This is a genomic window from Streptomyces sp. NPDC056734, from assembly GCF_042790455.1.
Classification (GTDB): domain Bacteria; phylum Actinomycetota; class Actinomycetes; order Streptomycetales; family Streptomycetaceae; genus Streptomyces.
Genome location: NZ_JBHTZD010000019.1, coordinates 1 through 20124, shown reverse-complemented (window position 1 = coordinate 20124; position 20124 = coordinate 1). Strand labels below are relative to the sequence as shown.

Genomic DNA, 20124 nt, shown 5'->3' with positions numbered 1-20124 from the left:
TGCCTACAGCCCTCCTGTGAAACGGCCCCGCGACAGCCGCCGCTCGGGGTCGAACCTCTCCTTGACCCGCCGCATCAGAGCGAACGAGTCGCCTACGGGACCCCAGTGGTCCAGCCCGGGCTGTACGCCCGCGGGGGCGTGCAGCAGCACCGCGGTTCCGTCGTACGGGGCGATGGCCGCCCGGAGCGACGGCAGCGCGTCGGCCGCACCGGCCGCCGGGAGCGCGGCGTAGGTGACACCGGAGCAGGCGTGCGCCGCCACCCGCGTCCCGGACGGCAGCAGGGCGAGGACCGCCGGGAGCGCCGCGGGGACGAAGGCCATGCGGAGCAGCACGTCCCCGGCGCCGCCCGGCCGCCGGCCGAAGTCATCGGGTACCTCGTCGGATTCCCGCCCGCCCCCGAGCAGCGCGCGGGCCGCCCGTGCCTGGGCGGCGACCGATTCCGCGATCGACTCGAAGACGACGACGAGACGGGCGGCGCCGTCCGCGGTGCCGATCAGTTCCACCGCCGTGGGGGTGAGCGCCGACCGGCTCAGGGCGAGCGCCGGTGGCCCGGCCGCGGCGGCGTCGTCGAGGTCCAGCGTGACCACGCGGCGGGCCGGTGGCACGGGGTGCAGACGCCAGGTCGTGGAGACCACCAGGCCGAGCGTGCCGTGGGCGCCGGTGTACAGCTTGCCGAGGTCGTATCCGGCCACGTTCTTGACGACTTTGCCGCCCGCGTGCGCGAGGGTGCCGTCCGCGAGGATCACCGAGATGCCGATGAGCAGGTCCCGGCCGGTGCCGTACCGCAGGCGCCGCGGGCCGGACGCGTTCGCGCTCACGATGCCGCCCAGGGTGGCGCCCTCCTCGGGCGGGTCGAGCGCCAGCATCTGCCGGGACTCGCCCACCTGTGACCGGAGGTCGGCCAGCCGGACCCCGGCCTGGGCCACCACGGTGAGGTCACCCGCGCTGTGTTCCACCACCCGGTCGAGGCCGCCGAGGTCGATCAGCAGGTCGCACGACTGCGGGGGCGCCGCCCAGCCGAGTTTGGTGCGTCCGCCGACCGGCACCACGGTGAGACCGTCGGCTGCCGCGGCTTTCAGCAGGTCGGCGGCCTCGCCGACCGTCCCGGGGCGGACGACCTCGCGTGGGACGACGCCCGAGATCGCGTCGGCCGGCGTACCGGGCCGCGCGTGGACAGCAGGCGCGGTCATCAGAAGACCTCGCCCAGTCCGGCGGCCTGCACGGGGTGCACGCCGGTGTGGACGCCCGGCCGTTCGCCGCAGAGCCGGGGGGTGGGGAAGATCTTGCCCGGGTTGGCGATGCCGTCCGGGTCGAAGGCGCACCGCAGAAGCTGCATCGTGTCCAGGTCCGCCGGGGTGAACTGGCTGGCCATCTTCTGCTGTTTCTCCTTGCCGACGCCGTGCTCCCCGGTGATCGAGCCCCCGGAGCGGACGCAGAGTTCGAGGATGTCACCGGCCAGTTCCTCGGCCTCGTGCGCCTGGCCCTCGATCGCGTCGTCGAAAAGGACGAGCGGGTGCAGATTGCCGTCCCCGGCGTGGAAGACGTTCGCCACGCGCAGGCCCCGGTCCCCGGCCATGCGCCCGATCTCGTCGAGCACCTCGGGGAGTTGGGTGCGCGGGATGACGCCGTCCTGGACGTAGTAGGCGGGGCTGATCCGGCCGACCGCGGCGAACGCCGATTTGCGGCCCTTCCACATCAGCGCCCGTTCCGCGTCGTCGGCGGCGATGCGGACCTCGAAGGCGTGGCGGTGCCGGGCGATCCGCTCGACCTGCCGGAACTGGGCCTCGACCTCCACCTGGGGGCCGTCCAGCTCCACGATCAGCACGGCGGTCGCCCCCTGCGGATAGCCGCAGGCGACGGCGGCTTCGGCGGCCTCGATGGACAGCGCGTCCATCATCTCGACGGCCGCGGGCAGGATGCCCGCCGCGATGATGTCGCCGACCGTGCCGGCGGCGTCCGCGACGGTGCGGTATCCGACCAGCATGGTCTGTACGGCCTCCGGTGCCCGGACGAGCCGCAGGGTGAGTTCGGTGGCCACGCCCAGGGTGCCCTCGCTGCCGATGAAGGCGCCGAGCAGGTCGTATCCGGGGTGTTCGGGTGCCCGGCCGCCGAGGTGCACGACGGAGCCGTCGGGGAGGACGACCTCGGCGCCGAGGACATGGTTGCCGGTGAAGCCGTACTTCAGGCAGTGTGCGCCGCCCGCGTTCTCGGCCACGTTGCCGCCGATCGAGCAGACGAGCTGGGACGACGGGTCGGGTGCGTAGAGCAGCGCGTGGGGTGCCGCGTCACGGGTGACCCACAGGTTGATGACGCCGGGCTCGACCGTCACCTGCGCGTTGTGCGGATCGACCGGGCCGAGCCTGCGCAGCCGGGAGAGGACCAGCAGTACCCCGTCCGCGTGGGGCAGGGCGCCGCCGGAGAGGCCGGTGCCCGATCCCCGGGCGACGAACGGCACCCCCGCCTCGGCGCAGAGCCGGACGCAGTCGATGACGTGACGGCGGCTTTCGGCGAGCACCACGATGGCCGGCGTCACGGTGAAGTTGGCCAGGCCGTCGCACTCGTAGGTCCGGGTCTGCGAGCGCTCGGTGAGCACGCGCTCGGCACCGATGGCCTCTTGGAGTCGACGGGCCAGGGCGTGGACGGCGTGGCCGGGGGCGGCTCCGGAGGGCGGCTCGGCGGATGGGGTGGCGGACGGGTTGGGGGAGGGCTCGGCGGGGGGATGAGCTGCCGGGTTGGCCGGGGGCGCGGCGCGCGCCCGATGGAGTCGGAAGGTCCGACTCCATCCCGTCGCCGGGGGCGTGCGTCGGGACCAGCGGCTCATCGGTGGGCCTCCCCTCTGTGTGCCGGAGCCCCGGGGGACCGCCCCTGACCGGGGGCCGGTGCGGTGAGCGGGATCTCGCTCAGATCGGCGATGATCCGGTCCGGGACCACGGACGCGGTGGCTGCGGCCGGCACTCCGGTCGTCACCAGGACCGAGAACAGGCCCGCCCGCTGCCCGGCGCGTACGTCCGTGTGCAGTTGGTCCCCCACCATGACGGTGTTCGCGGGGCTGGTGCCGAGGCTGCGCAGTGCCAGCGCGACGAGGGTCGGCTCCGGCTTGCCCACGACGAGCGGCTTCGTGATGTGTGCCGTGGCCGCCTCGACGGCGGCCACCAGGGTGCCGGCCCCGGGGTCCAGGTGCGGCCCGTGCGGAATCAGCCGGTCGGGGTTGGTGGCGATGAACTCCGCGCCGTCGAGGATCAGCCGTACGGCGGTCCGCAGCTTGTCGTAGGTCAGCGCGCGGTCCAGTCCGACCACGACGACGGCGGCGTCCTGGTCCGCGACGACGAAACCGGCGTCCGTGATCGCCCGGGACAGCGCGGGTGCCCCCAGGACATGGACGCGGGTGCCCGCGGGATGCCGCTGGGCGAGCAGGTGCCCGGTGGCATGGGCCGTGTTGACGATCTGTTCCGGTTCGGTGGGATGGCCCATCCCGGTCAGCTTGGCCGCGAACTCCTCGCGGCTCTGCGTGGAGTTGTTGGTGACGAACCTGACGGGAACGCCGTACGCGCGGCAGCGGGCCAGTGTCTCGAAGGCCCCGGGGAGGGGGATGTCACCTCGGTACACGGTCCCGTCCAGGTCGAGGACGAGCGCGTGGATGTCGGGCCAGGGGCGGTCGGTGCCGGTTCGGTGGTTCACGGTTCCATCACCATGCCGCCGTTGACGTGCAGGATCTGACCGGTGACGTATCCGGCACCGGGACTCGCGAGGAAGAGCGCGGGCCCGACGAAGTCCGTCGGCTTCCCCACCCGGCGCAGCGGGATCTTGCCGGCGTGCCGGGCCTCGGTCTCCTCGGTGGGCCGTCCGTGCATAGGGGTGTCGACGATGCCGGGGGCGATCGCGTTGACGGTGATGCCCAACGGCGCGGTCTCATAGGCCAGCAGCTGGGTGAGGGAGTGGACCATGGCCTTCGACAGGCAGTAGTCCGCGCCGCCCGCCTGGTAGTTCAGAACGGCCGCGCGCGAGGAGACGGAGGAGCCGGTGTTGATGATGGCTCCGCCGTGCTGCCGCATGGACTTCTCGACCACGAGCCGGGACAGGGCGAGCACCGAGCCGGCGTTGATGTCGAGGGTGCGGTCCCAGCGGTCGCGGGCGCCGGTCAGGATGGACTGGTCGGATTTGACACCGGCGTTGTTGATGAGGACGTCGATGCGACCGTGCCGGGCGACGGTGTCGTCCACGACGCGGCTGAGCTGTGCGGGGTCGGCGACGTCCAGGGCCACGCCCCGGACATCGCCGTCGTCCCCGTCGTCCCACTCGCCGGCGAGGGCCGTGACGGCGTCCTGCGCGAGGTCGGCGGCGATGACGGTGGCGCCGGCGTCGGCGAACCCCTTGACGAGGGCCCGGCCGATGCCGCCGGCGGCGCCCGTGATGACGACCACCTTGCCGGTGACGTCGAACAGCGGGTTCATGCGTACTCCTTGACATCGGTGCGGGAGGCGAGGAACTCGGCGGTCTCGGCCGCGCTGGGCATGGACGGTTGGGCGCCCCGCCGGGTGACGCTCAGCGCGGCCACGGCCTGGCCGTAGACGAGCGCCTCGGCGTCGCGGCGTCCGGACAGCAGGGCGACGGCCAGGCCGGCGTTGAACGCGTCGCTGGCGGCGGTGGTGTCCACCGGGGCGACGGAGAACGCCGGACGGACGCCGGAGCCCTGGTTGCCGCAGTAGGCGACCCCGCGTGCGCCGAGGGTGACGACGGCGAGCCGGGCGCCCAGCTCGCACAGCCGGGCGGCGGCGGCGAGCGCCGACCGGTCGTCGGTGATCGGCAGTCCGGTGAGGACCTCGGCCTCGGTCGCGTTCGGGGTGAGCACGTCGACCGCCCGCCAGAGGTCCTCGGGCAGCGGGGCGCTCACCGGCGCCGGGTTGAGGATCAGGGTGAACCCGGCGCGCGCCCTCAGTTCGCCCAGCCGGCGGATCACCGCGAGCGGTACGCCCAGTTCGGCCACCACCACGGTGGCCGGATCGAGCAGCTGCGGTATGCCGTCGAGATCGTCGGCCCGCATGTACCGATTGACCCCCTCGGCCACGCCGATGACGGTCTGGGCCTCATGGTCGACCATGATGAGCGCCATGCCGGAGGTGCCGTCCTCGATGCGGCGCACGCGCTCGGTCCCGACGCCCTCCCGGTTCAGTTCCCGGAGCAGTCTGCGGCCGTACTCGTCCGTGCCCACGCGGCTGACGAGGTCGACACGGGCACCCAGCCGGGCCGCGGCCACCGCTTGGTTGGCGGCCTTGCCGCCGCAGGCCGTGCTCAGGTCGCCGAGCACCGTTTCGCCGGAGGCGGGAAGGTGTGCCACGGAGAGGGTGAGGTCGATGTTCGACGTGCCGACGACAAGGATCGAGCCGACGGCACCGACGGCACCGAGGGCGGAGTGGGGCGATGAGTGGGGGGCTGTCATGTCCAGTCACCTCCCGTGCCGGTGCGGGAGGTGACCCAGGGGGCGTCCTCCGTTGTCTGTGCTCCCCGCCATCGCGGTGGGGCCGCCTTGAACTGGGTGACGACGTCCATGACCGCCCGTTCGATCGGGATGCGCTCGATGCTCGATGCCCCGACGAATCCGACGCACCGTGTCTGGGCGTACACGGCGTCGAGATCCGCCGGCTCGGACAGCGTGCCGCCGTGCGCGAGGTAGAGCAGGTCGTCGCGGACTCCGGCGGCGGCGGAGATCATCACCTCCAGGGCGTGGACCTGGCTCTCCCTGGTCTGGGTGGTCTCGTGGCCGACGAGTCCGCCCGCTGTCGCGCCGACATGGGGTACGAGACAGTCGACACCGGCCTGGGCCATCTTCTCGGCGTCCTCGGGGGTGGCGACGTACGCCATGGTGAAGAGGTCCCGGGCGCGTGCCAGCCGGATCAGCTCCACCTCCCGGGAGAAGCCGAGGCCGACCCGTTCGCGGCGCTCGCGCCAGGTCTGGCCCATGGTCGAGATGGTCGGATAGTTGATGACGCCGGAGAAGCCGGCGGCCTGGAAGCGGTCCAGCAGCCGGTCGAGGTCGAGCCGGGTCGGGTCCCAGGCTTCGGCTCCGCCGATGATCGGCACGCTGGAGACGACGTTGGTGATCTCTTCCGCCATCTCCAGGGTGCTGGCGTTGGAGTCACCGAACCGGCTGGTGGGCAGCCCCATGAGCCGGGAGCGGCCGGTGCTGTACACCATGATCAGGTCCGCGCCCGCGCGGGCCGCGCACTTCGCCACCAGACCGCAGCTGCTTCCGGCGGCCAGGATCGGGACGCTCCGGGCGACGGTCGTGGCCAGGGCGTCGAGAATCGCCGCGCGTGTGAAGGTGCTCATGCGGGACCACCCGGGGTAGCTGCGGCCAATGCACTCACCATCCATTCCACGGCTCCGGCGGCGACGGCCGGGGCGTTGATGTGTTCGTCGAGGGTCACCAGCTCGATGTCCGGATCGAGCCCGCTCTGTACGCCGCGCAGCCAGCCGAGGTCGGCGGCGGGGTCGTGGAAGGGACCGCCGGGCCGGTCGTAGTCGGAGAACCCGCCGCCGGTCCAGCAGACCCTGCGGGGGCCGTGGCCCGCGTTCAGCCGCTCGGCCACCGTCTCGCCGATCCGCCGGTTCTCCTCGGCGGAGGTGCGCATCAGGGTCGTGTACGGGCTGTGCCGGTAGAAGATGCGGTCACCGAACCGTTCGGGAACGGTGTTCGGTGCGCCGAAGTTCACCATGTCGACGGCGCCCGGTGCGATCCAGTGCGGGATGCCCGCACGGCCGGCGGCGCGCAGCCGGTCCGGTCCGGCGCTCGCCGCGCCGCCGAGCAGTTCGTCGGCCAGCTCGGTCGTGGTCAGGTCGATCAGGCCGTCGATCCGGCCCTCGTCGACGAGCCGCTCCAGAAGCCGCCCGCCCGCGCCGTTGGCGGGGAACACGAGGGTCTCGGCGCCCCGTTTCCGCAGCGCTGCGACGCAGGCCATCGCGGCGGTCGTGGTCACCCCGAAGGAGGTGACCGCGACGGTCCGCGGTGCGACGGGCGAGGTGCTGACCGGATCGCCGCTGCCTGCCAGGACCGCGGCCCGGTGGAGTGCCTGGCGGGTCAGCTGGTTCAGGCCCATGAGGTCGACCAGCGTCGGGAGGACGACGGTCGTCGAGGTGCTGGCGATCCGGGCCAGCACCTCGGCGCGGGCGCTGGCGACGAGGATCTTCAGCGAGGTCAGCGGCAGGTCCGCGCTCGCCGTGGCGAAGAGGGCGGCGCCCTTGCCTCCGGCGACGCCGACGACGGCCCTGAGGTGGCCGTGGGTATGCAGGTCCCGCAGCACCCGCCGGGCGCCCTCGGCCATGGCGTCGAGGGCGGTCGCGGGATCGCGCCCGGCTCTCAGGGTGCCGAGGTCGGCTCCCGCAGCGGCGGCGACCTGCGCGCGGGAGACCGCGGCGGAGGCGGACGGCTCGCCGAGGACGCCGGTGTCGATGACCCAGCCCCGCAGGCCGCGGGCCGCCAGGAGACCGAGCAGATACTCGATCTCCTCGCCCTTGGTGTCCAGCGTGGCCAGTACCGCCACCACCTCGGCGTCCGGTCTGGGCCAGGAGGGCCGGGTCATGCCGTGTCCTCCCGCTGCTGCGCCACGATGTCGCCGCCGGCGACATAACCCGAGGTCAGATTGGGGCCCAGCGTGCCGCCCGCGCCGGGATAGCCGCTGCCGGTGACCGCCGCCATGGTGTTGGAGCAGGCGTACAGCCCGGTGATGGGCGTGCCGAAGGTGTTCAGCACCCGGCCCCGGGTGTCGGTCTGGAGCCCTCCTCGGGTGCCGAGGGTGCCGACGATCACCGGGATCGCGTAGAACGGTGCCTGTGTCAGGGGGCCGAGGCAGGGGTTGGGGCCGTGCTGGGCGTCGCCGTAGTGCCGGTCGTGCCGGGACTCGCCGCGGTGGAAGTCCTCGTCGACGCCCGTGGCCGCGAAGCGGTTGAAGCGCTCGACGTACCGGGTCAGGCCCTCGGCGTCGATGCCCGCGCGGGCCGCGAGTGCCTCCAGGGTGTCGCCGGTGTGCACCCAGTCCGGGGTCTTGTCCTGGTCGGGCTTGAGGGTGGCGAAGGAGTAGCTGCGCCGGAATCGCTCGTCGAACACCATGAAGCTGGTGAGGTCGGGGAAGCCGAGCGCGTCCGGGTCGAACGCCTGGAACGCGGCGGCCATGTCGCTGTAGGAGCCGGCCTCGTTGACGATGCGCTGCCCCGCCGGGTTGACGATGATCGACCCGGGCAGCGCCCGTTCGCCGGAGATGAAGCGGGTGCGGGGGCGGCCGTCGACGGTCTCGCCCGGGATCTGGAAGGCGATGTGATAGGCCGCGCTGGTCATGTTGCGGACCGCGGCGCCGATGTCCATGCCCATGAGCAGGCCGTCGCCCTCGTTGTACGGGGGGCTCATGGGGCCGAGGTCGGGGCCGCGCAGGAAGTGGGTCTTCAGCTCCTCGTTCCATTCGAAGCCGCCGGTCGCCACCACGACCGCGCGCGAGGCGCGATAGGTGACCGTGCTGCCGTCGGGCGCCTCGGTGACGACGCCGGTCACCCGGTCGTCCTCCTTGATCAGCCGGGTGGCCCGCCGCTGGAGGCCGAACTCGACACCGGCGTCACGGCAGGCCCGTACCAGGCCGCCGACGAGAGCCCGGCCGAAACACCAGACGTTCTTCTGGAGGCGGTCCTCGATCAGGGCCTGGGTCGCCAGGCCGCGCCGACGCTCCTCGTAGGTGTAGGGCTCCGGGTACCAGTGGCTCGGTCTGATGAGGCCGGCCACCTCGCCGAGCTGAGCGGCGTCGACCGGCTGGTTGTCCAGGGCGCGGGCGCCGGCCTTGGCTCCCGGCAGCTCCGAGTGGTAGTCCGGGCGGTCGATCGGGTAGAGCCGGACGGGCGTGGTGTCCTCCAGCCAGCGCACCATCCGCGGTCCGTTGTCGACGAATGCCTCGATCAGTTCACGGGTGGTCTGCGGCCCCGAGGTCCGCACGAGGTACTCGATCGCCTCCTCGCGGCTGTCGGAGATCTCCGTCTCCTGCATGTGGTGGTTGTTCGGAATCCACAGCATCCCGGCCGACACCGCGGTCGTACCGCCGAGGAATTCCGTTCGCTCCAGCACGCGCACGCTCATCCCGGCCTGCGCGGGCCGCAGCGCGGCACACAGCGCCGCACCGCCCGAGCCGAGCACGATCACGTCTGTTTCCTCGTGGGTGTTCAATCTCTGTCCCTTTCGACAGCGTGAAGCTGAAGGTTTGCGGATACGGGGTCACACGGTGCGGTTACGGCGCTGGAAGCGGTCCAGTGCCAGCGCGGCGATGATCACGAAGCCCAGGGCGAGCTGCTGGTAGAACGCCTGGACGTTGACGAGGGTCAGTCCGGACTGGAGGGCCGCGATCAGCATGGCGCCGGTGACGGCACCGAAGACGCTGCCCTCGCCGCCCTTCAGCGCGGCGCCTCCCATGACGGCGGCGGCGATCGCCGGCAGCGCCAGGTCGGTGCCGACCGTCGGGTCGGCCGAGCCGAGCCGGGCCACCATGATCATGCCGCCCAGTGCCGCGAGGGCTCCGGACAGGACGTACGCGCCGATGAGGTAGGCCGACACCTTGATGCCGCACAGGCGCGCGACTTCCGGGTTGCTGCCGATGGCGACGAGGTACTCGCCGAAGCGGGTGTAGACGAGCAGCAGCACCGCCAGGACCGCGATGACGGCGAGGATGACCACCGGGATGGGGATCGCCGCGATGTTCCCGGCCAGCAGGTCGAGGTAGGGGCCGGGCAGCTGGTAGAGGATCTTGCCGTCGGTGACCAGGAAGGCCAGCCCGCCGAAGACACTGGTCGTGCCCAGGGTGACGATGAAGGGTGTGATCCGCAGCCTTGTGATGATCAGCCCGTTGGTCAGACCGGCGAGACAGCCGGTCGCGATGCCCGCGAGGACGCACAGCATGATCGGCACACCCTGGGTGAGCAGAATGCTGCCGATCATCGCGCCGAGCGCGAGCATCGTGCCCATCGACAGGTCGATCCCGGCGGTGATGATCACGAACATCTGGCCGATGGCGAGGATCGCGGTGACGGAGCCCTGGAGCGCGATGTTGATGAGGTTGTCCGAGGTCAGGAACGACGATGTCTGGCTGGCGAAGATCGCCACCAGGAGAGCGGTCGCGATCAGCAGGCCCGCCTGGCGTTGCAGGGGGGCCAGTCGACGCGATCGCGCGGCGTTGCGGGCCGACCGCTCCTCCGCCGGCTTCACCCGCGGTGGCGGCGTCGGCGGAGACGGTGGCTGCGGGGCGGTGGACATCGTGTGCACCGGACGGGGGTCGGTCATGATGTGCTCTCCAAGTCAAGGCTCGCGGCGGCCACGATCGCTTCTTCCGTCGCCTCGTCCCGCGTCAGCTCCGCGACGATGGAGCCCTTGCGCATCACCAGTACGCGGGTGCTCATCCGGATGACCTCGGGCAGTTCCGACGAGATCATCAGGATCCCGGCGCCGTTCGCGACCAGTTCGTCCATCAGCCGGTAGATCTCACTCTTCGCGGCGACATCGATCCCGCGGGTCGGCTCGTCGAAGAGGTAGATGTCCGCCGAGGTGGTCAGCCAGCGGGCGAGGACGACCTTCTGCTGGTTGCCCCCGCTGAGCGTCCCCGCCGGGCGGAGCACGGAGCCGGCCAGGGCCACCCGGGCCGCCTGTTTCTCGGCGAGCGCGCGCTGGCCGGCGCGGCTCAGTGCCCCGAACCTGCCCGGCGGACCGGGCAGACTCACGTTGGACGCGATGGACATCGCCAGCGCCAGCCCTTGCTCCTTGCGGTCCTCGGGCAGGAACGCGATGCCCGCTTCGATCGCTTTTCGCGGGGTGGGCAGCGGCAGGGGCCGGCCCCGCACGCTGATGGTTCCGCCGTCCAGGGGATCGGCGCCGACGATGCTGCGGGCGACCTCGGTCCGGCCCGCCCCCACCATCCCCGCCAGGCCGACGATCTCTCCCGCCGCGACGGTGAAGGACACATCCTCGAAGACACCGGTGCGGCTGAGCCCCTCGACCCGGAGCAGTTCCGGACCGATCGGTGCCGTCGGGGCGCCGGCCGCCCCGTCCAGTTCCCGGCCCACCATCATCCGCACGACATCGGCTTCGGTGAGGTCCGCGGCCATCGCCATCGTGCGGACCTCTCTGCCGTCGCGCAGTACGGTCATCCGGTCCCCCAGCTCGAAGACCTCGGGCATCCGGTGGGACACGAAGACCAGCGCGTGGCCCTCGGCCCGGAGCGTTTTCATGATCTCGAAGAGCCGCCGCGTCTCCGGCTCACTGAGCGTAGCCGTCGGCTCGTCGAAAATGATCAGCCGTGCCCGTACCGACAGGGCGCGGGCCAGTTCGACGATCTGCTGCTGGGCGACGCCCAGGGTGCCCACGGGCGCCGCCGGGTCCCCGTGGAAGCCGAGCCACTCCAGTACCTCCCGGGCCCGGCGTTCGCGGTCGGCCCGGTTCACCACGCCCCAGCGTGCCCGCTCCCGGCCGAGCATGACGTTGCGGACGGCGCTCACCTGCGGCACCAGGCTCAGTTCCTGGTTCACCATGGCGATCCCGTGGTGGTGGGCCTCGGCCGGTGAGTGCAGGACGACCGGCCGGCCGTCCACCCGGATCGTCCCCTCGTCGGGGAGCACCTGGCCGGACATGACCTTCAGCAGCGTGGACTTCCCGGCGCCGTTCTCCCCGACCAGCACATGGATCTCACCGGCCCGGACAGCGACGGTCACGCCGTTGAGGGCCCGGACGCCGGGGTAGCTCTTGCCGATGTTCTCCAGCTCCAGCAGCGGAACGCCGGGCACCGCTGTGGCGGTTCGATGGTCCATCGCCGATCACCTCGGGTCGGTGGACTGCCGGCCGTCCACGGCGTACATCTCCGCGACGTTCTCCTTGTCCACCAGTACGGCCGAGGTCAGGACGAACACCGGCACCTCCTTGCCCTGCACCAGTGCCAGGGCGCTCTGCACCGCCCAGTAGCCCTGTGAGTAGGGCAGCGGGGTCGTGGTGGCGCTCAGGGTGCCGCCGCGGATCGCCTTGACCGCGGACGGGACGCCGTCGGTGCCCACCACGATGACGTCGCCGGTCCGTCCGACATCAGCGACGGCCTTCACCACACCCAGGGCCATGGTGTCGTTGTTGGCGTAGATCGCGGCGAGGTCGGGGTTGGCCTTGAGCAGGGAGGACGCCTCGTTGTACGCCTTGCTCGCGTCCCAGTCGCCCGGCACGCTCGCCACCAGGTCCAGGTTGCCCGCCTTGGTCACCGCCTCCTTGAAGCCCCGGGTGCGCAGCTCGGCGGCGTTGGAACCCGCCGAGCCCTCGATCTGCGCCACCTTGCCGCCGTCCGGCAGCTGGGCCGCGATGTACTCGCCGGCCTTGCCGCCCTCGACCAGCGAGGCGGGACCGAGGAACGTGGTGGCGTCGATCCGCGCGTCCTCGACGTTGACGATCGGGACGTCCTTGGCCTGCATCTGCTTGATGGCCGGGGTGAGATTGGACGTCGACTCCGGCGAGACCAGAAACGCGTCGAAGTCCTGGCCGCTCATGGTCTGGGCGATCGACAGCTGCTGCGACTGGGAACTCTCCCCGGACGATGCCTGCACGGTCAGGTCGATGCCGTACTTCTGTGCGGCGGCTTCCATGCCGCGCTCGACCTCCTGCCAGTACTCGTTCGTCAGCGTCTTGAGGACCACACCGAAACGCAGCTCCTTGTCGGGCTTCGTCAGGCCCGCGAACAGCGGCTCCTCAAGGGTGGTCACATCCGTTCCGGTGATCGACTCGTCACCGCTGGTGTACGCGTAGGTGCCGGTGGCGTCGCCGCCGCCGGCGTCACTGTTGCTGCTCGCCGGGGAACAGGCGGCCAGTGCCGTCAGTCCGGCCGTGGCCACGAGCAGCCCGGCCTGGTGCCGTCTCGACCTCATGAAGATGCGCACGGTTCGTCTCGCTTTCGAACGTCGTTGGTCGGAAGAAGCGCGGGGTGAGGGGTGGAGTGGGTGGACGGGGGTGCCGCCGGGAGGTGCCGCTGGGGAGGTGCGGCCTGGAGGTGCCGCCGGCGGCAGCTGGATCGGCCCGTGCCCTGCACGGGGGCAGGGCGGGCCTGACGGGCATGACGGGTATGACGGGCGGCAGGGATCGCGAGGGAGCTGCCGGGGCTCCGTGCGTACACGAGCGTGGCGTCGACCGGCCCAGCCCCGGCCCCGGCCTCACGGGGCCGCGCTGCCGCGCTCCCCGATGCCGTGACCCTCGCCGAGCTAGCCATGCCGCGCTCCTCGCGTCTACGCTCTCGTAACGCTGTCGTAACGCGCCTTACTCTGGGCCTCGCCGTCCCGGACCGGTTAGACCACTTCACAGCGATTGGCCCAAGAAGGTGGCAACGGTGAGAAGCAAGCTTGATCGAGTCGACAGCGCCACGCTGTGCCGCCTGCTGGGCAGCTGGACCGAGAAGGGCGCCAACCTTCCCGGTCTGCTGGCGGACGCGCTCAGCGAGCTGATCACCAGTGGCGCGCTGCGCGAGGGCGCGGTGCTGCCCTCACAGCGTGAGCTGGCGACCGCGCTGGGCATCGCGCGCGGCACCGTGGCCACGGCGTACGAGATCCTTGAGTCCCGTGAGCATGTGTGCTCCTATCCCGGCTCCGGCTCACGGGTCAGGCGTCGCGGCATCGACCCGGCCGCGTCGCTGGACGGCCGGCTCGCCTCGTTCACCAGGAGCTACACACCCCTGCTCGACTTCTCCAGTGGCGCGCTCCCGGCACTGCCCCGGGTCGGTGAGGCGATCGACCGGCTGGACCGTGACGTGGTCGCGGCCGAACTCGCCACCGATGGCTACTACCCGGCCGGGCTGCCGCGTCTGCGGTCGGCGATCGCCGACCGCTACACACGTGACGGCCTCCCGACCGAGGAGCGGCAGATTCTGATCACCTCGGGCTCCCAGCAGGCGGTGTGGCTCATCTGCCATGTCTTCGTCGGGCACGGGGACGAGGTGATCGTCGAGGATCCCACCTACCGGGGCGCGCTCGAAGCCCTCAGCGCGGTGGGCGCGCGCATGATGACGGTTCCGGTGACCGATGACGGACTCGATGTGGACCACCTGGCGCGTGCCCTCACCACCAGACGGCCCCGCCTGCTGTACTGCCAGCCCCGCGCGCACAACCCCACGGGCGCGAGCATGCCGGCCGCCGCCGGCCATCGGCTGGCCGAGCTGGTCGAACACCATGGCCTGCTCACCGTCGAGGACGGCTCGAACGCGGACCTGATGCTGGGTGGTCACCGCCTGCGGCCGGTCCTCGGCGGCATCGGCCCCGAGAGCAGCGTGGTGAGCATCGGCACCACGTCCAAGCTGTTCTGGGGCGGTATGCGGGTCGGCTGGATACGCGGGAGCGTACCGATCATCACACGCCTGACCGAGGCCAAGAAGGCCATCGACCTGGCCTCCGCGGTCCTTGAGCAGCTGATCGCCGCCGAGCTGATCCTGCGGGCCGACGAGGCTCGTGAGGAACGGGCCGTGAGCCTCCAGTTCCAGCTGAACACCACCGAGCAGGTGGTGGGAGAGCGGAGACCGGACTGGAAGTGGACGCGCCCGACCGGCGGAACGGGACTGTGGATCGACACGGGCGCGGACGCGGTGGCCCTCGCCGAGCGCGCGTCCCGACGCGGTGTGCGCATCGTCCCCGGCCCGGCGTTCTCGGCCTACGGCGCGTTCCGCCGCTATCTCAGGCTGCCGATCTGGCATCCACGCCATGACCTCCAGGAAGCGCTGAACCGGCTGGATCTGTGACCGGCTGGATCTGTGACCGGGTGGATCTGTGGCTGGCTGGATCTGTGGCTGGCTGGACACATGACCGGCTGGACACATGACCGGCCGATTGCGCGACCTGCGGCCTAACAGGCCCACGTCCTGCTCTTCCTGCGCAGCACGGCCGCCGCCCGCGTCAACGGACTCAACCTGCCCGTCGACGCGAGGTAAGCCGCCGCCGCGGTCACCTAGCCTTCCCCGCCCTCGCCCTCCAACAGACGGCCGCCAGGACGGTTCGTCGGCCCGTTGTTCCTGTGGCTCAGCGGACGGTACGGCTAGCGCGCCACGCGGTAGCGGAGGTGGACGACCTTCGGCCCGATCGTGCGGGTCTCGGCGAGTTCGAGATCCACCCGGCGCTCGCGCCGGGGGAAGAACGGCACGCCGCCGCCGACCAGCACCGGGTAGACCCGGGCCCGGTACTCGTCGATCTCACCCAGCTCGGCCGCCTCGGCGGCGAGGCTCGCGCCGCCGATCGCGATGTCGCCCGCCCCCGGCTCGGCCCGCAACCGCGCGATCTCCGCCGCCAGGCCGCCGGAGGCCAGGCGGGCGTTGCCCTGCACCGTCGTGAGCGTGGTGGAGAACACCACCTTGGGGAGCCCCGTCCAGAGCGCGGTCCACTCACGCTTCGCGTCGTCGAGCGAGGGATCCTGGTCGGCGGTCTCCCAGTACAGCATCGACTCGTACAGCCGTCGTCCCAGCAGGTGGACGCCGACCTCGCGGATCTCGTCGATCCAGGAGCGGAAGACCTCCTCGTCGGGCCCCGACCAGTCGAAGCCGCCGTCCGGCCCCACGATGTAGCCGTCCAGTGAGACATTCATCGAATAGGTCACGCTGCGCATCAGAGGTCCTCCTCGGTGACGGGGGTTCGACACTACGACCGCCGGACGGCGCAGAACTCATCGGCGAGCGGGCGGGCAGTTCCGGGGCCTCCTACCGGCCGGCGGCGCGCACGTCACTCCCCGGCGTCGATCGCGGGACGCCGTACCTCGATCTCGGCACCGGTCTGCTTGAACGACTCCGGGGACACCGCGACCAGCACGGCGTCCCGGTGGAAGTCGGGCAGTGTGGTCGACCCGCAGCTGATCATCGTCGCGGTCAGCTTCGCCCGGGTCCGCTCCACGTTGTCGTACAGGCTTCCGGCGTAGGGTACGTAGCCGTCGACGCCCTCCTCGAAGACGAGTTGCCCGCGCTGGCCGTAACGGTCCGCGTTCTGCGCGCGCCGCGAGCCCTCGCCCCAGTACTCCTTGTACCACTGGCCGCCGATCTGCAGCCTCCGCGAGGGGCTTTCGTCCAGCCGGGCGAAGTAGCGGCCGAGCATGACGAAGTCCGACCCCATCGCCAGGGCCATCGCCATGTGCGAGTCGCTCAGAAGGCCGCCGTCGCAGCACAGCGGCACATACATCCCGGTCTCCTGGGCGTAGGCATCGCGCGCCTCGACCACATCGAGCAGCGCGGACGCCTGTCCTCGGCCGATGCCTTTCTGTTCCCGGGTCGTGCAGATGGCCCCGCTGCCGATCCCGACCTTCACGAACGCGGCGCCCGCGTCGGCCAGATAGCGGAAGGCACGCCCGTCGACGACATTCCCCGCGCCGACAGAAATGTCGTCCCCATACTCCTCCCGGGCGAATTCGAGTGTCTTCGCCTGGTAAGCGGAGTAGCCGTCGGAGGAGTCCAGACACAGTACGTCCGCACCGGCCTCCACCAGGGCGGGGATACGGTCCTTGAAGTCCCGGGAGTTGACACCGGCGCCCACCCTCAGACGCTTCTCGGCGTCGACGGTCGCACGGTGATACGTCTTGTGGGCCTGGTAGTCACTCCTGAGGACCAGGGAGACGGCGCGGCCGTTCTCCAGCACCGGCAGGACGTCCAAGTGGTGCTGCCAGATCAGTTCGTTCGCGTCGGACAGGGAGACCGAGGTGGAGGTGGTGACCAGGCTGTCACGGACCCGCATCCGGTTGCCGGCGGTCTCGTGGGCTCCGTGACGCTCCAGATGGAAGTCATCGAGGCCGATGACTCCCAGGAACTCGCCGTCCACTTCCCCGCTCTCCGTGACCACGGCCACGCCCTGCTCGGTGCCGGACAACAGCCGGGCCACCTCGCCGAGAGGCGTCCGCGGCGCCACCGTGAGCTCGCCGGTCCGGAAACCGGCCTTGTGCCGCTTCACCGCCCGTACGTCCCTGGCCTGGTCCTCGATCCGCTGGTTCTGGTGGATGAACGACAGCCCGCCCGCCTGCGCCAGGGCGATGGCCAGCGCGGGTGACGACACCGCCTGCATGATGGCGCTCACCATGGGGGTGGCGACCCTGATGGCCGGCTCCTCACCGACCCGGTGACGCACCAGGGGCGCTCCGAGATCCACGTTGTCCGGCGTGCAGTCTGCTGTGGTCAGGCCCGGGATGAGGAGGTACTCACTGAGCGTGCGGGAGATCTCGGGGAGGATTTTCACGACGTCTCCAAAGGGGAGCCTGCAAGCCGGTGGCGGCTGATCGGCAGGGCTCGGGCGGACAGTGCGGATCGACGCCGACCGGCGGCGCACTGTCGGAAGAGATCGCTCTGAAACATCCCAGGAGCGGGCGCGGCCGGCGGGGCGGTGCTCGCCCGCGCGGCCCGGATCGGCACCGAAGGAACAGACCCGAACGTGCGCGGGTTGGGCACAGGCGCTGACTTCCATGACGCCATGAGGGATCGTACCGCCCTGAACCTGTCCCCTCGTTCACCCCGATCAGCGAGCGGGACCGGCGCCCACGGTCGCCGCCCCGGCGCTCACTTGAGGCCGGAGTGGGACAGGCCCTCCACGAAGTGGCGCTGGGCCAGGACGAAGACGATCAGCATCGGGAGGACGGTCATGGTGGCCGCCGCGAGCTGGGTGTTCCACATCTGGCCGCCGTAGGCGTCGGTGAAGCGGGTCAGGGCCTGGGGCAGCGTGAACAGTTCGGGTGAGGTGAGGTACACCGTGGGTTCGAGGTAGAGGTTCCAGGAGGAGAGGAAGGTCAGGATCGCCACCGCCGACAGCGCCGGCTTGGCCAGCGGCAGGCAGATCCGCCACCAGATCGCGGGACGGCCGAGACCGTCGAGGCGGGCGGCCTCCTCCAGTTCCACCGGGAGGGTGATGAAGAACTGCCGCATGATGAACGTGGCCAGCACACACGGGGCGGCCAGCGCGGTCACCAGGATCAGCGGCCAGTGCGTATTGATCAGACCGGCCGACTTGAACAGCTGGAACAGCGGCACGATGGTCACTTCGCTGGGCACCAGCATGCCGGTCAGCACCACCAGGAACAGCGCGTTGGCCCCGGGGAACCGGATCCGGGCGAAGGCGTACCCGGCGAGGCTGGACACCGCCAGGGTGATCAGGGTGACCAGTACGGCGATGTACACACTGTTCAGATACTGCCGGGCGAAGGGCTGGAAGCTGAACGCCTCGGCGTAGGCGGACAGTGTCGGCGAGTCGGTCCACAGCGACGGCGGGGCGTCGAAGATCTCCGCCAGTGGTTTGACCGACGCCGCGACCATCCAGACGGTCGGCACCACGAAGGGGATCGCCAGCACGGCCAGGGCCGTCAGCAGCAGTACCGACCGGACTCTGTCAGTCCTCATAGAACACCCACTTACGGCGCAGCTGCCATTGCAGCAAGGTGAGCAGCATGACGAAGGACAGCAGCATCAGGGCCAGCGTCGAGCCGTAGCCGATGTCGTTGAACTCGAATGCCTGCTGGAACACGTAGTACACGAGGACCGTGGTGGACAGTTCCGGTCCGCCGCCGGTCAGTACGGCGATCTGGGCGAAGGACTGGAGCGCCCCGACCACGGTGACGATGACGGTCAGCAGCACCGTCGGGGAGATCAGCGGCAGCGTGATCCGGAAGAAGACCGACCGGCTGCTCGCGCCGTCGATGCGGGCGGCCTCGTACAGCTCCCGGGGTACGCCCTGCAAGGCGGCCAGGAAAAGCACCACATTGACCCCGACGCTGCGGACCACCTGGGTGAGGACCACGGACACCATCGCGGTGTCGCCCCGCTGGAGCCAGTTCGGTCCGTCGATGCCGACCGTGTCCAGCAGTCCGTTGATGCCTCCGTTGTCCTGGAGCAGAAAGCCCCAGACCAGGGTCCAGGCGACCACGGAGACGACCACCGGGGAGAAGAACAGCGTCCGGAACACCGTGACACCGCGGAACCTGCGGTTCAGCAGGACGGCGATCAGCAGTCCGAGGGAGATGTTGATGACCACCACCCCGCCGGAGAAGAGCCCGGTCGCCAGCAGCACCTCGGGCAGCTGTGGATCGTCGGCCAGGGCCGCGTAGTTGTCGGCGCCGACGAAGGTCTGTTCGCCGGTGAAGATGTTCCTCTCGTTGAGGCTGTACCAGATCGCCATGCCGACCGGCAGCAGGACGAACACCACCACCCCGGCGAGCTGCGGCAGGATGAAGAGGTAGCCGGTCAGCGTGTCCCGCCGACGGGTTGTCCAAAAGCCCGGCCCGGTCGCCTGTGCGGCCTTTGCGGCGGCGGGCCCCGCCGCCCGGCCGTCGGCCCGCACAGTGGTCTGTGCCGTGGTCACTTCGCCAGAATCGGTTCGATCGCGGCGCAGACCGAGCGCAGGACGGCTGGGATGTCGGCGTCGGGGCGCCACATCGCGTCCAGCGCCGTCTTGCCCTTCTGGGCTATCTCGGCCGGGCTGGCGTGGTTGGGCAGCGTGACGGCCTTCGGCAGCTGGTCGACGACCGCTTCCTGGAGCTGGGTGGCGTTCAGGACCTGGTTGTTGGCGGCGAGTTGGTCCCCGGTGAGCAGGGACTCGCGCGGCGGCGGGAAGTACTGGGCGAGCTTCTCGGCGTTCGCCGGGTTCGTCAGGTAGGCGAGGAAGTCCGCCGCCTGGTCCGGGTGCTTGCTGGAGGCCAGTACGCCCACCCCGGCCTGGCCGAGGACCGCATAGTCCCCCGCGGGGCCTTCGGGCAGGGGGTGGAGTTGGAAGTCGAACGCGCCGGTGAGCAGGGAGGCGCGGGAGACCTGGGCGACGGTGAAGGCGGCGTCACCGGCGAAGAAGTCGGCGGTGGTGCCCGGACCGGGCATCGCCTGGGTCCTGAACGCCGCGTCGTGCAGGAAGGTGAACGCCTGCTGCATCTCGGGGGTGGTGAAGGTGCAGGTCTTGCCGTCCGGCGTCCAGGCCGACGCGCCCCAGCCGGTCCATACCGTGGCCAGCATGTTCCACGCCTCGTAGTCGAAGTCGCGGATGACGAAGCCGGCCTTGCCGGTCTTGTCGTTCACGGCGGCTCCGGCGGCGGCGACCTGGTCCCAGGTCGCGGTGGCCGGGTCGATCTCCTGGCCGGCTTCGGCGAGCAGGTC

At 71.0% G+C, this 20124-nt stretch carries 17 protein-coding genes; 1 reads left to right on the top strand and 16 read right to left on the bottom strand.

Going from position 1 to position 20124, the window contains the following annotated elements; translation table 11 throughout:
- Positions 1-3: 3 nt before the first annotated feature.
- From ACFRFC_RS27300 to ACFRFC_RS27250, 11 genes are all read right to left on the bottom strand, one after another.
- A complete protein-coding gene (locus ACFRFC_RS27300; RefSeq protein WP_382689505.1) occupies positions 4-1191 on the bottom strand; it encodes an FAD-binding oxidoreductase in 1188 nt (395 codons plus the stop codon).
- Positions 1191-2594: an FAD-linked oxidase C-terminal domain-containing protein gene (locus ACFRFC_RS27295; RefSeq protein WP_382689507.1), complete on the bottom strand. Its 1404-nt coding sequence runs from the start codon at positions 2592-2594 to the stop codon at positions 1191-1193. Before ACFRFC_RS27295 ends, ACFRFC_RS27300 begins: the two co-directional genes overlap by 1 nt.
- A gap of 224 nt (positions 2595-2818) precedes the next feature.
- Positions 2819-3679 carry an HAD-IIA family hydrolase gene (locus tag ACFRFC_RS27290; protein ID WP_382689509.1) on the bottom strand — a complete coding sequence of 287 codons (861 nt, stop codon included), beginning with the start codon at positions 3677-3679 and terminating at the stop codon, positions 2819-2821.
- Entirely contained in the window at positions 3676-4452 is a 777-nt protein-coding gene (locus ACFRFC_RS27285) for an SDR family NAD(P)-dependent oxidoreductase (protein WP_382689511.1), read from the bottom strand. The genes ACFRFC_RS27290 and ACFRFC_RS27285 overlap by 4 nt, the downstream gene beginning before the upstream one ends.
- Entirely contained in the window at positions 4449-5438 is a 990-nt protein-coding gene (locus ACFRFC_RS27280; RefSeq protein WP_382689513.1) for a ribokinase, read from the bottom strand. Before ACFRFC_RS27280 ends, ACFRFC_RS27285 begins: the two co-directional genes overlap by 4 nt.
- Positions 5435-6328: a phosphoenolpyruvate hydrolase family protein gene (locus tag ACFRFC_RS27275; protein WP_382689515.1), complete on the bottom strand. Its 894-nt coding sequence runs from the start codon at positions 6326-6328 to the stop codon at positions 5435-5437. Before ACFRFC_RS27275 ends, ACFRFC_RS27280 begins: the two co-directional genes overlap by 4 nt.
- Positions 6325-7578, bottom strand: a complete 1254-nt coding sequence (locus ACFRFC_RS27270) for a Tm-1-like ATP-binding domain-containing protein (RefSeq protein WP_382689517.1) — start codon at positions 7576-7578, stop codon at positions 6325-6327. The genes ACFRFC_RS27275 and ACFRFC_RS27270 overlap by 4 nt, the downstream gene beginning before the upstream one ends.
- On the bottom strand, positions 7575-9200 hold the full coding sequence (locus ACFRFC_RS27265) for an FAD-dependent oxidoreductase (RefSeq protein WP_382689518.1): 1626 nt from the start codon (positions 9198-9200) through the stop codon (positions 7575-7577). The genes ACFRFC_RS27270 and ACFRFC_RS27265 overlap by 4 nt, the downstream gene beginning before the upstream one ends.
- A 48-nt stretch (positions 9201-9248) precedes the next feature.
- The gene (locus ACFRFC_RS27260) at positions 9249-10307 is read right to left on the bottom strand and encodes an ABC transporter permease (RefSeq protein WP_382689520.1); all 1059 of its coding nucleotides are present in this window, start codon (positions 10305-10307) and stop codon (positions 9249-9251) included.
- Positions 10304-11824, bottom strand: a complete 1521-nt coding sequence (locus ACFRFC_RS27255; protein ID WP_382689522.1) for a sugar ABC transporter ATP-binding protein — start codon at positions 11822-11824, stop codon at positions 10304-10306. The genes ACFRFC_RS27260 and ACFRFC_RS27255 overlap by 4 nt, the downstream gene beginning before the upstream one ends.
- A 6-nt stretch (positions 11825-11830) precedes the next feature.
- Positions 11831-12916 carry a substrate-binding domain-containing protein gene (locus tag ACFRFC_RS27250; RefSeq protein ID WP_382689523.1) on the bottom strand — a complete coding sequence of 362 codons (1086 nt, stop codon included), beginning with the start codon at positions 12914-12916 and terminating at the stop codon, positions 11831-11833.
- Between the two features lie 455 nt (positions 12917-13371).
- On the opposite strand from ACFRFC_RS27250, the gene ACFRFC_RS27245 reads away from it, so the two are divergent.
- On the top strand, positions 13372-14769 hold the full coding sequence (locus ACFRFC_RS27245; RefSeq protein WP_382689525.1) for a PLP-dependent aminotransferase family protein: 1398 nt from the start codon (positions 13372-13374) through the stop codon (positions 14767-14769).
- 293 nt (positions 14770-15062) lie between these two features.
- Here ACFRFC_RS27245 and ACFRFC_RS27240 read toward each other — a convergent pair whose 3' ends face one another.
- From ACFRFC_RS27240 to ACFRFC_RS27220, 5 genes are all read right to left on the bottom strand, one after another.
- Positions 15063-15626 carry a dihydrofolate reductase family protein gene (locus ACFRFC_RS27240; RefSeq protein WP_382689527.1) on the bottom strand — a complete coding sequence of 188 codons (564 nt, stop codon included), beginning with the start codon at positions 15624-15626 and terminating at the stop codon, positions 15063-15065.
- A gap of 113 nt (positions 15627-15739) precedes the next feature.
- A complete protein-coding gene (locus ACFRFC_RS27235; protein WP_382689529.1) occupies positions 15740-17233 on the bottom strand; it encodes an IMP dehydrogenase in 1494 nt (497 codons plus the stop codon).
- Positions 17234-17550: 317 nt separating this feature from the next.
- Positions 17551-18384, bottom strand: a complete 834-nt coding sequence (locus ACFRFC_RS27230) for a carbohydrate ABC transporter permease (protein WP_382689530.1) — start codon at positions 18382-18384, stop codon at positions 17551-17553.
- The gene (locus ACFRFC_RS27225) at positions 18374-19342 is read right to left on the bottom strand and encodes a carbohydrate ABC transporter permease (protein ID WP_382689532.1); all 969 of its coding nucleotides are present in this window, start codon (positions 19340-19342) and stop codon (positions 18374-18376) included. The genes ACFRFC_RS27230 and ACFRFC_RS27225 overlap by 11 nt, the downstream gene beginning before the upstream one ends.
- Positions 19339-20124: extracellular solute-binding protein (locus ACFRFC_RS27220; RefSeq protein ID WP_383112659.1), on the bottom strand; the 786-nt coding region annotated here is incomplete at its 5' end. The genes ACFRFC_RS27225 and ACFRFC_RS27220, both read right to left, overlap by 4 nt.

Coding starts and splice junctions, on each gene's coding strand:
- ACFRFC_RS27300 (WP_382689505.1), bottom strand. CDS start 1,191: ATGACCGCGCCTGCTGTCCACGCGCGGCCCGGTACGCCGGCCGACGCG.
- ACFRFC_RS27285 (WP_382689511.1), bottom strand. CDS start 4,452: ATGAACCCGCTGTTCGACGTCACCGGCAAGGTGGTCGTCATCACGGGC.
- ACFRFC_RS27280 (WP_382689513.1), bottom strand. CDS start 5,438: ATGACAGCCCCCCACTCATCGCCCCACTCCGCCCTCGGTGCCGTCGGT.
- ACFRFC_RS27275 (WP_382689515.1), bottom strand. CDS start 6,328: ATGAGCACCTTCACACGCGCGGCGATTCTCGACGCCCTGGCCACGACC.
- ACFRFC_RS27270 (WP_382689517.1), bottom strand. CDS start 7,578: ATGACCCGGCCCTCCTGGCCCAGACCGGACGCCGAGGTGGTGGCGGTA.
- ACFRFC_RS27260 (WP_382689520.1), bottom strand. CDS start 10,307: ATGACCGACCCCCGTCCGGTGCACACGATGTCCACCGCCCCGCAGCCA.
- ACFRFC_RS27255 (WP_382689522.1), bottom strand. CDS start 11,824: ATGGACCATCGAACCGCCACAGCGGTGCCCGGCGTTCCGCTGCTGGAG.
- ACFRFC_RS27250 (WP_382689523.1), bottom strand. CDS start 12,916: ATGAGGTCGAGACGGCACCAGGCCGGGCTGCTCGTGGCCACGGCCGGA.
- ACFRFC_RS27240 (WP_382689527.1), bottom strand. CDS start 15,626: ATGCGCAGCGTGACCTATTCGATGAATGTCTCACTGGACGGCTACATC.
- ACFRFC_RS27230 (WP_382689530.1), bottom strand. CDS start 18,384: ATGAGGACTGACAGAGTCCGGTCGGTACTGCTGCTGACGGCCCTGGCC.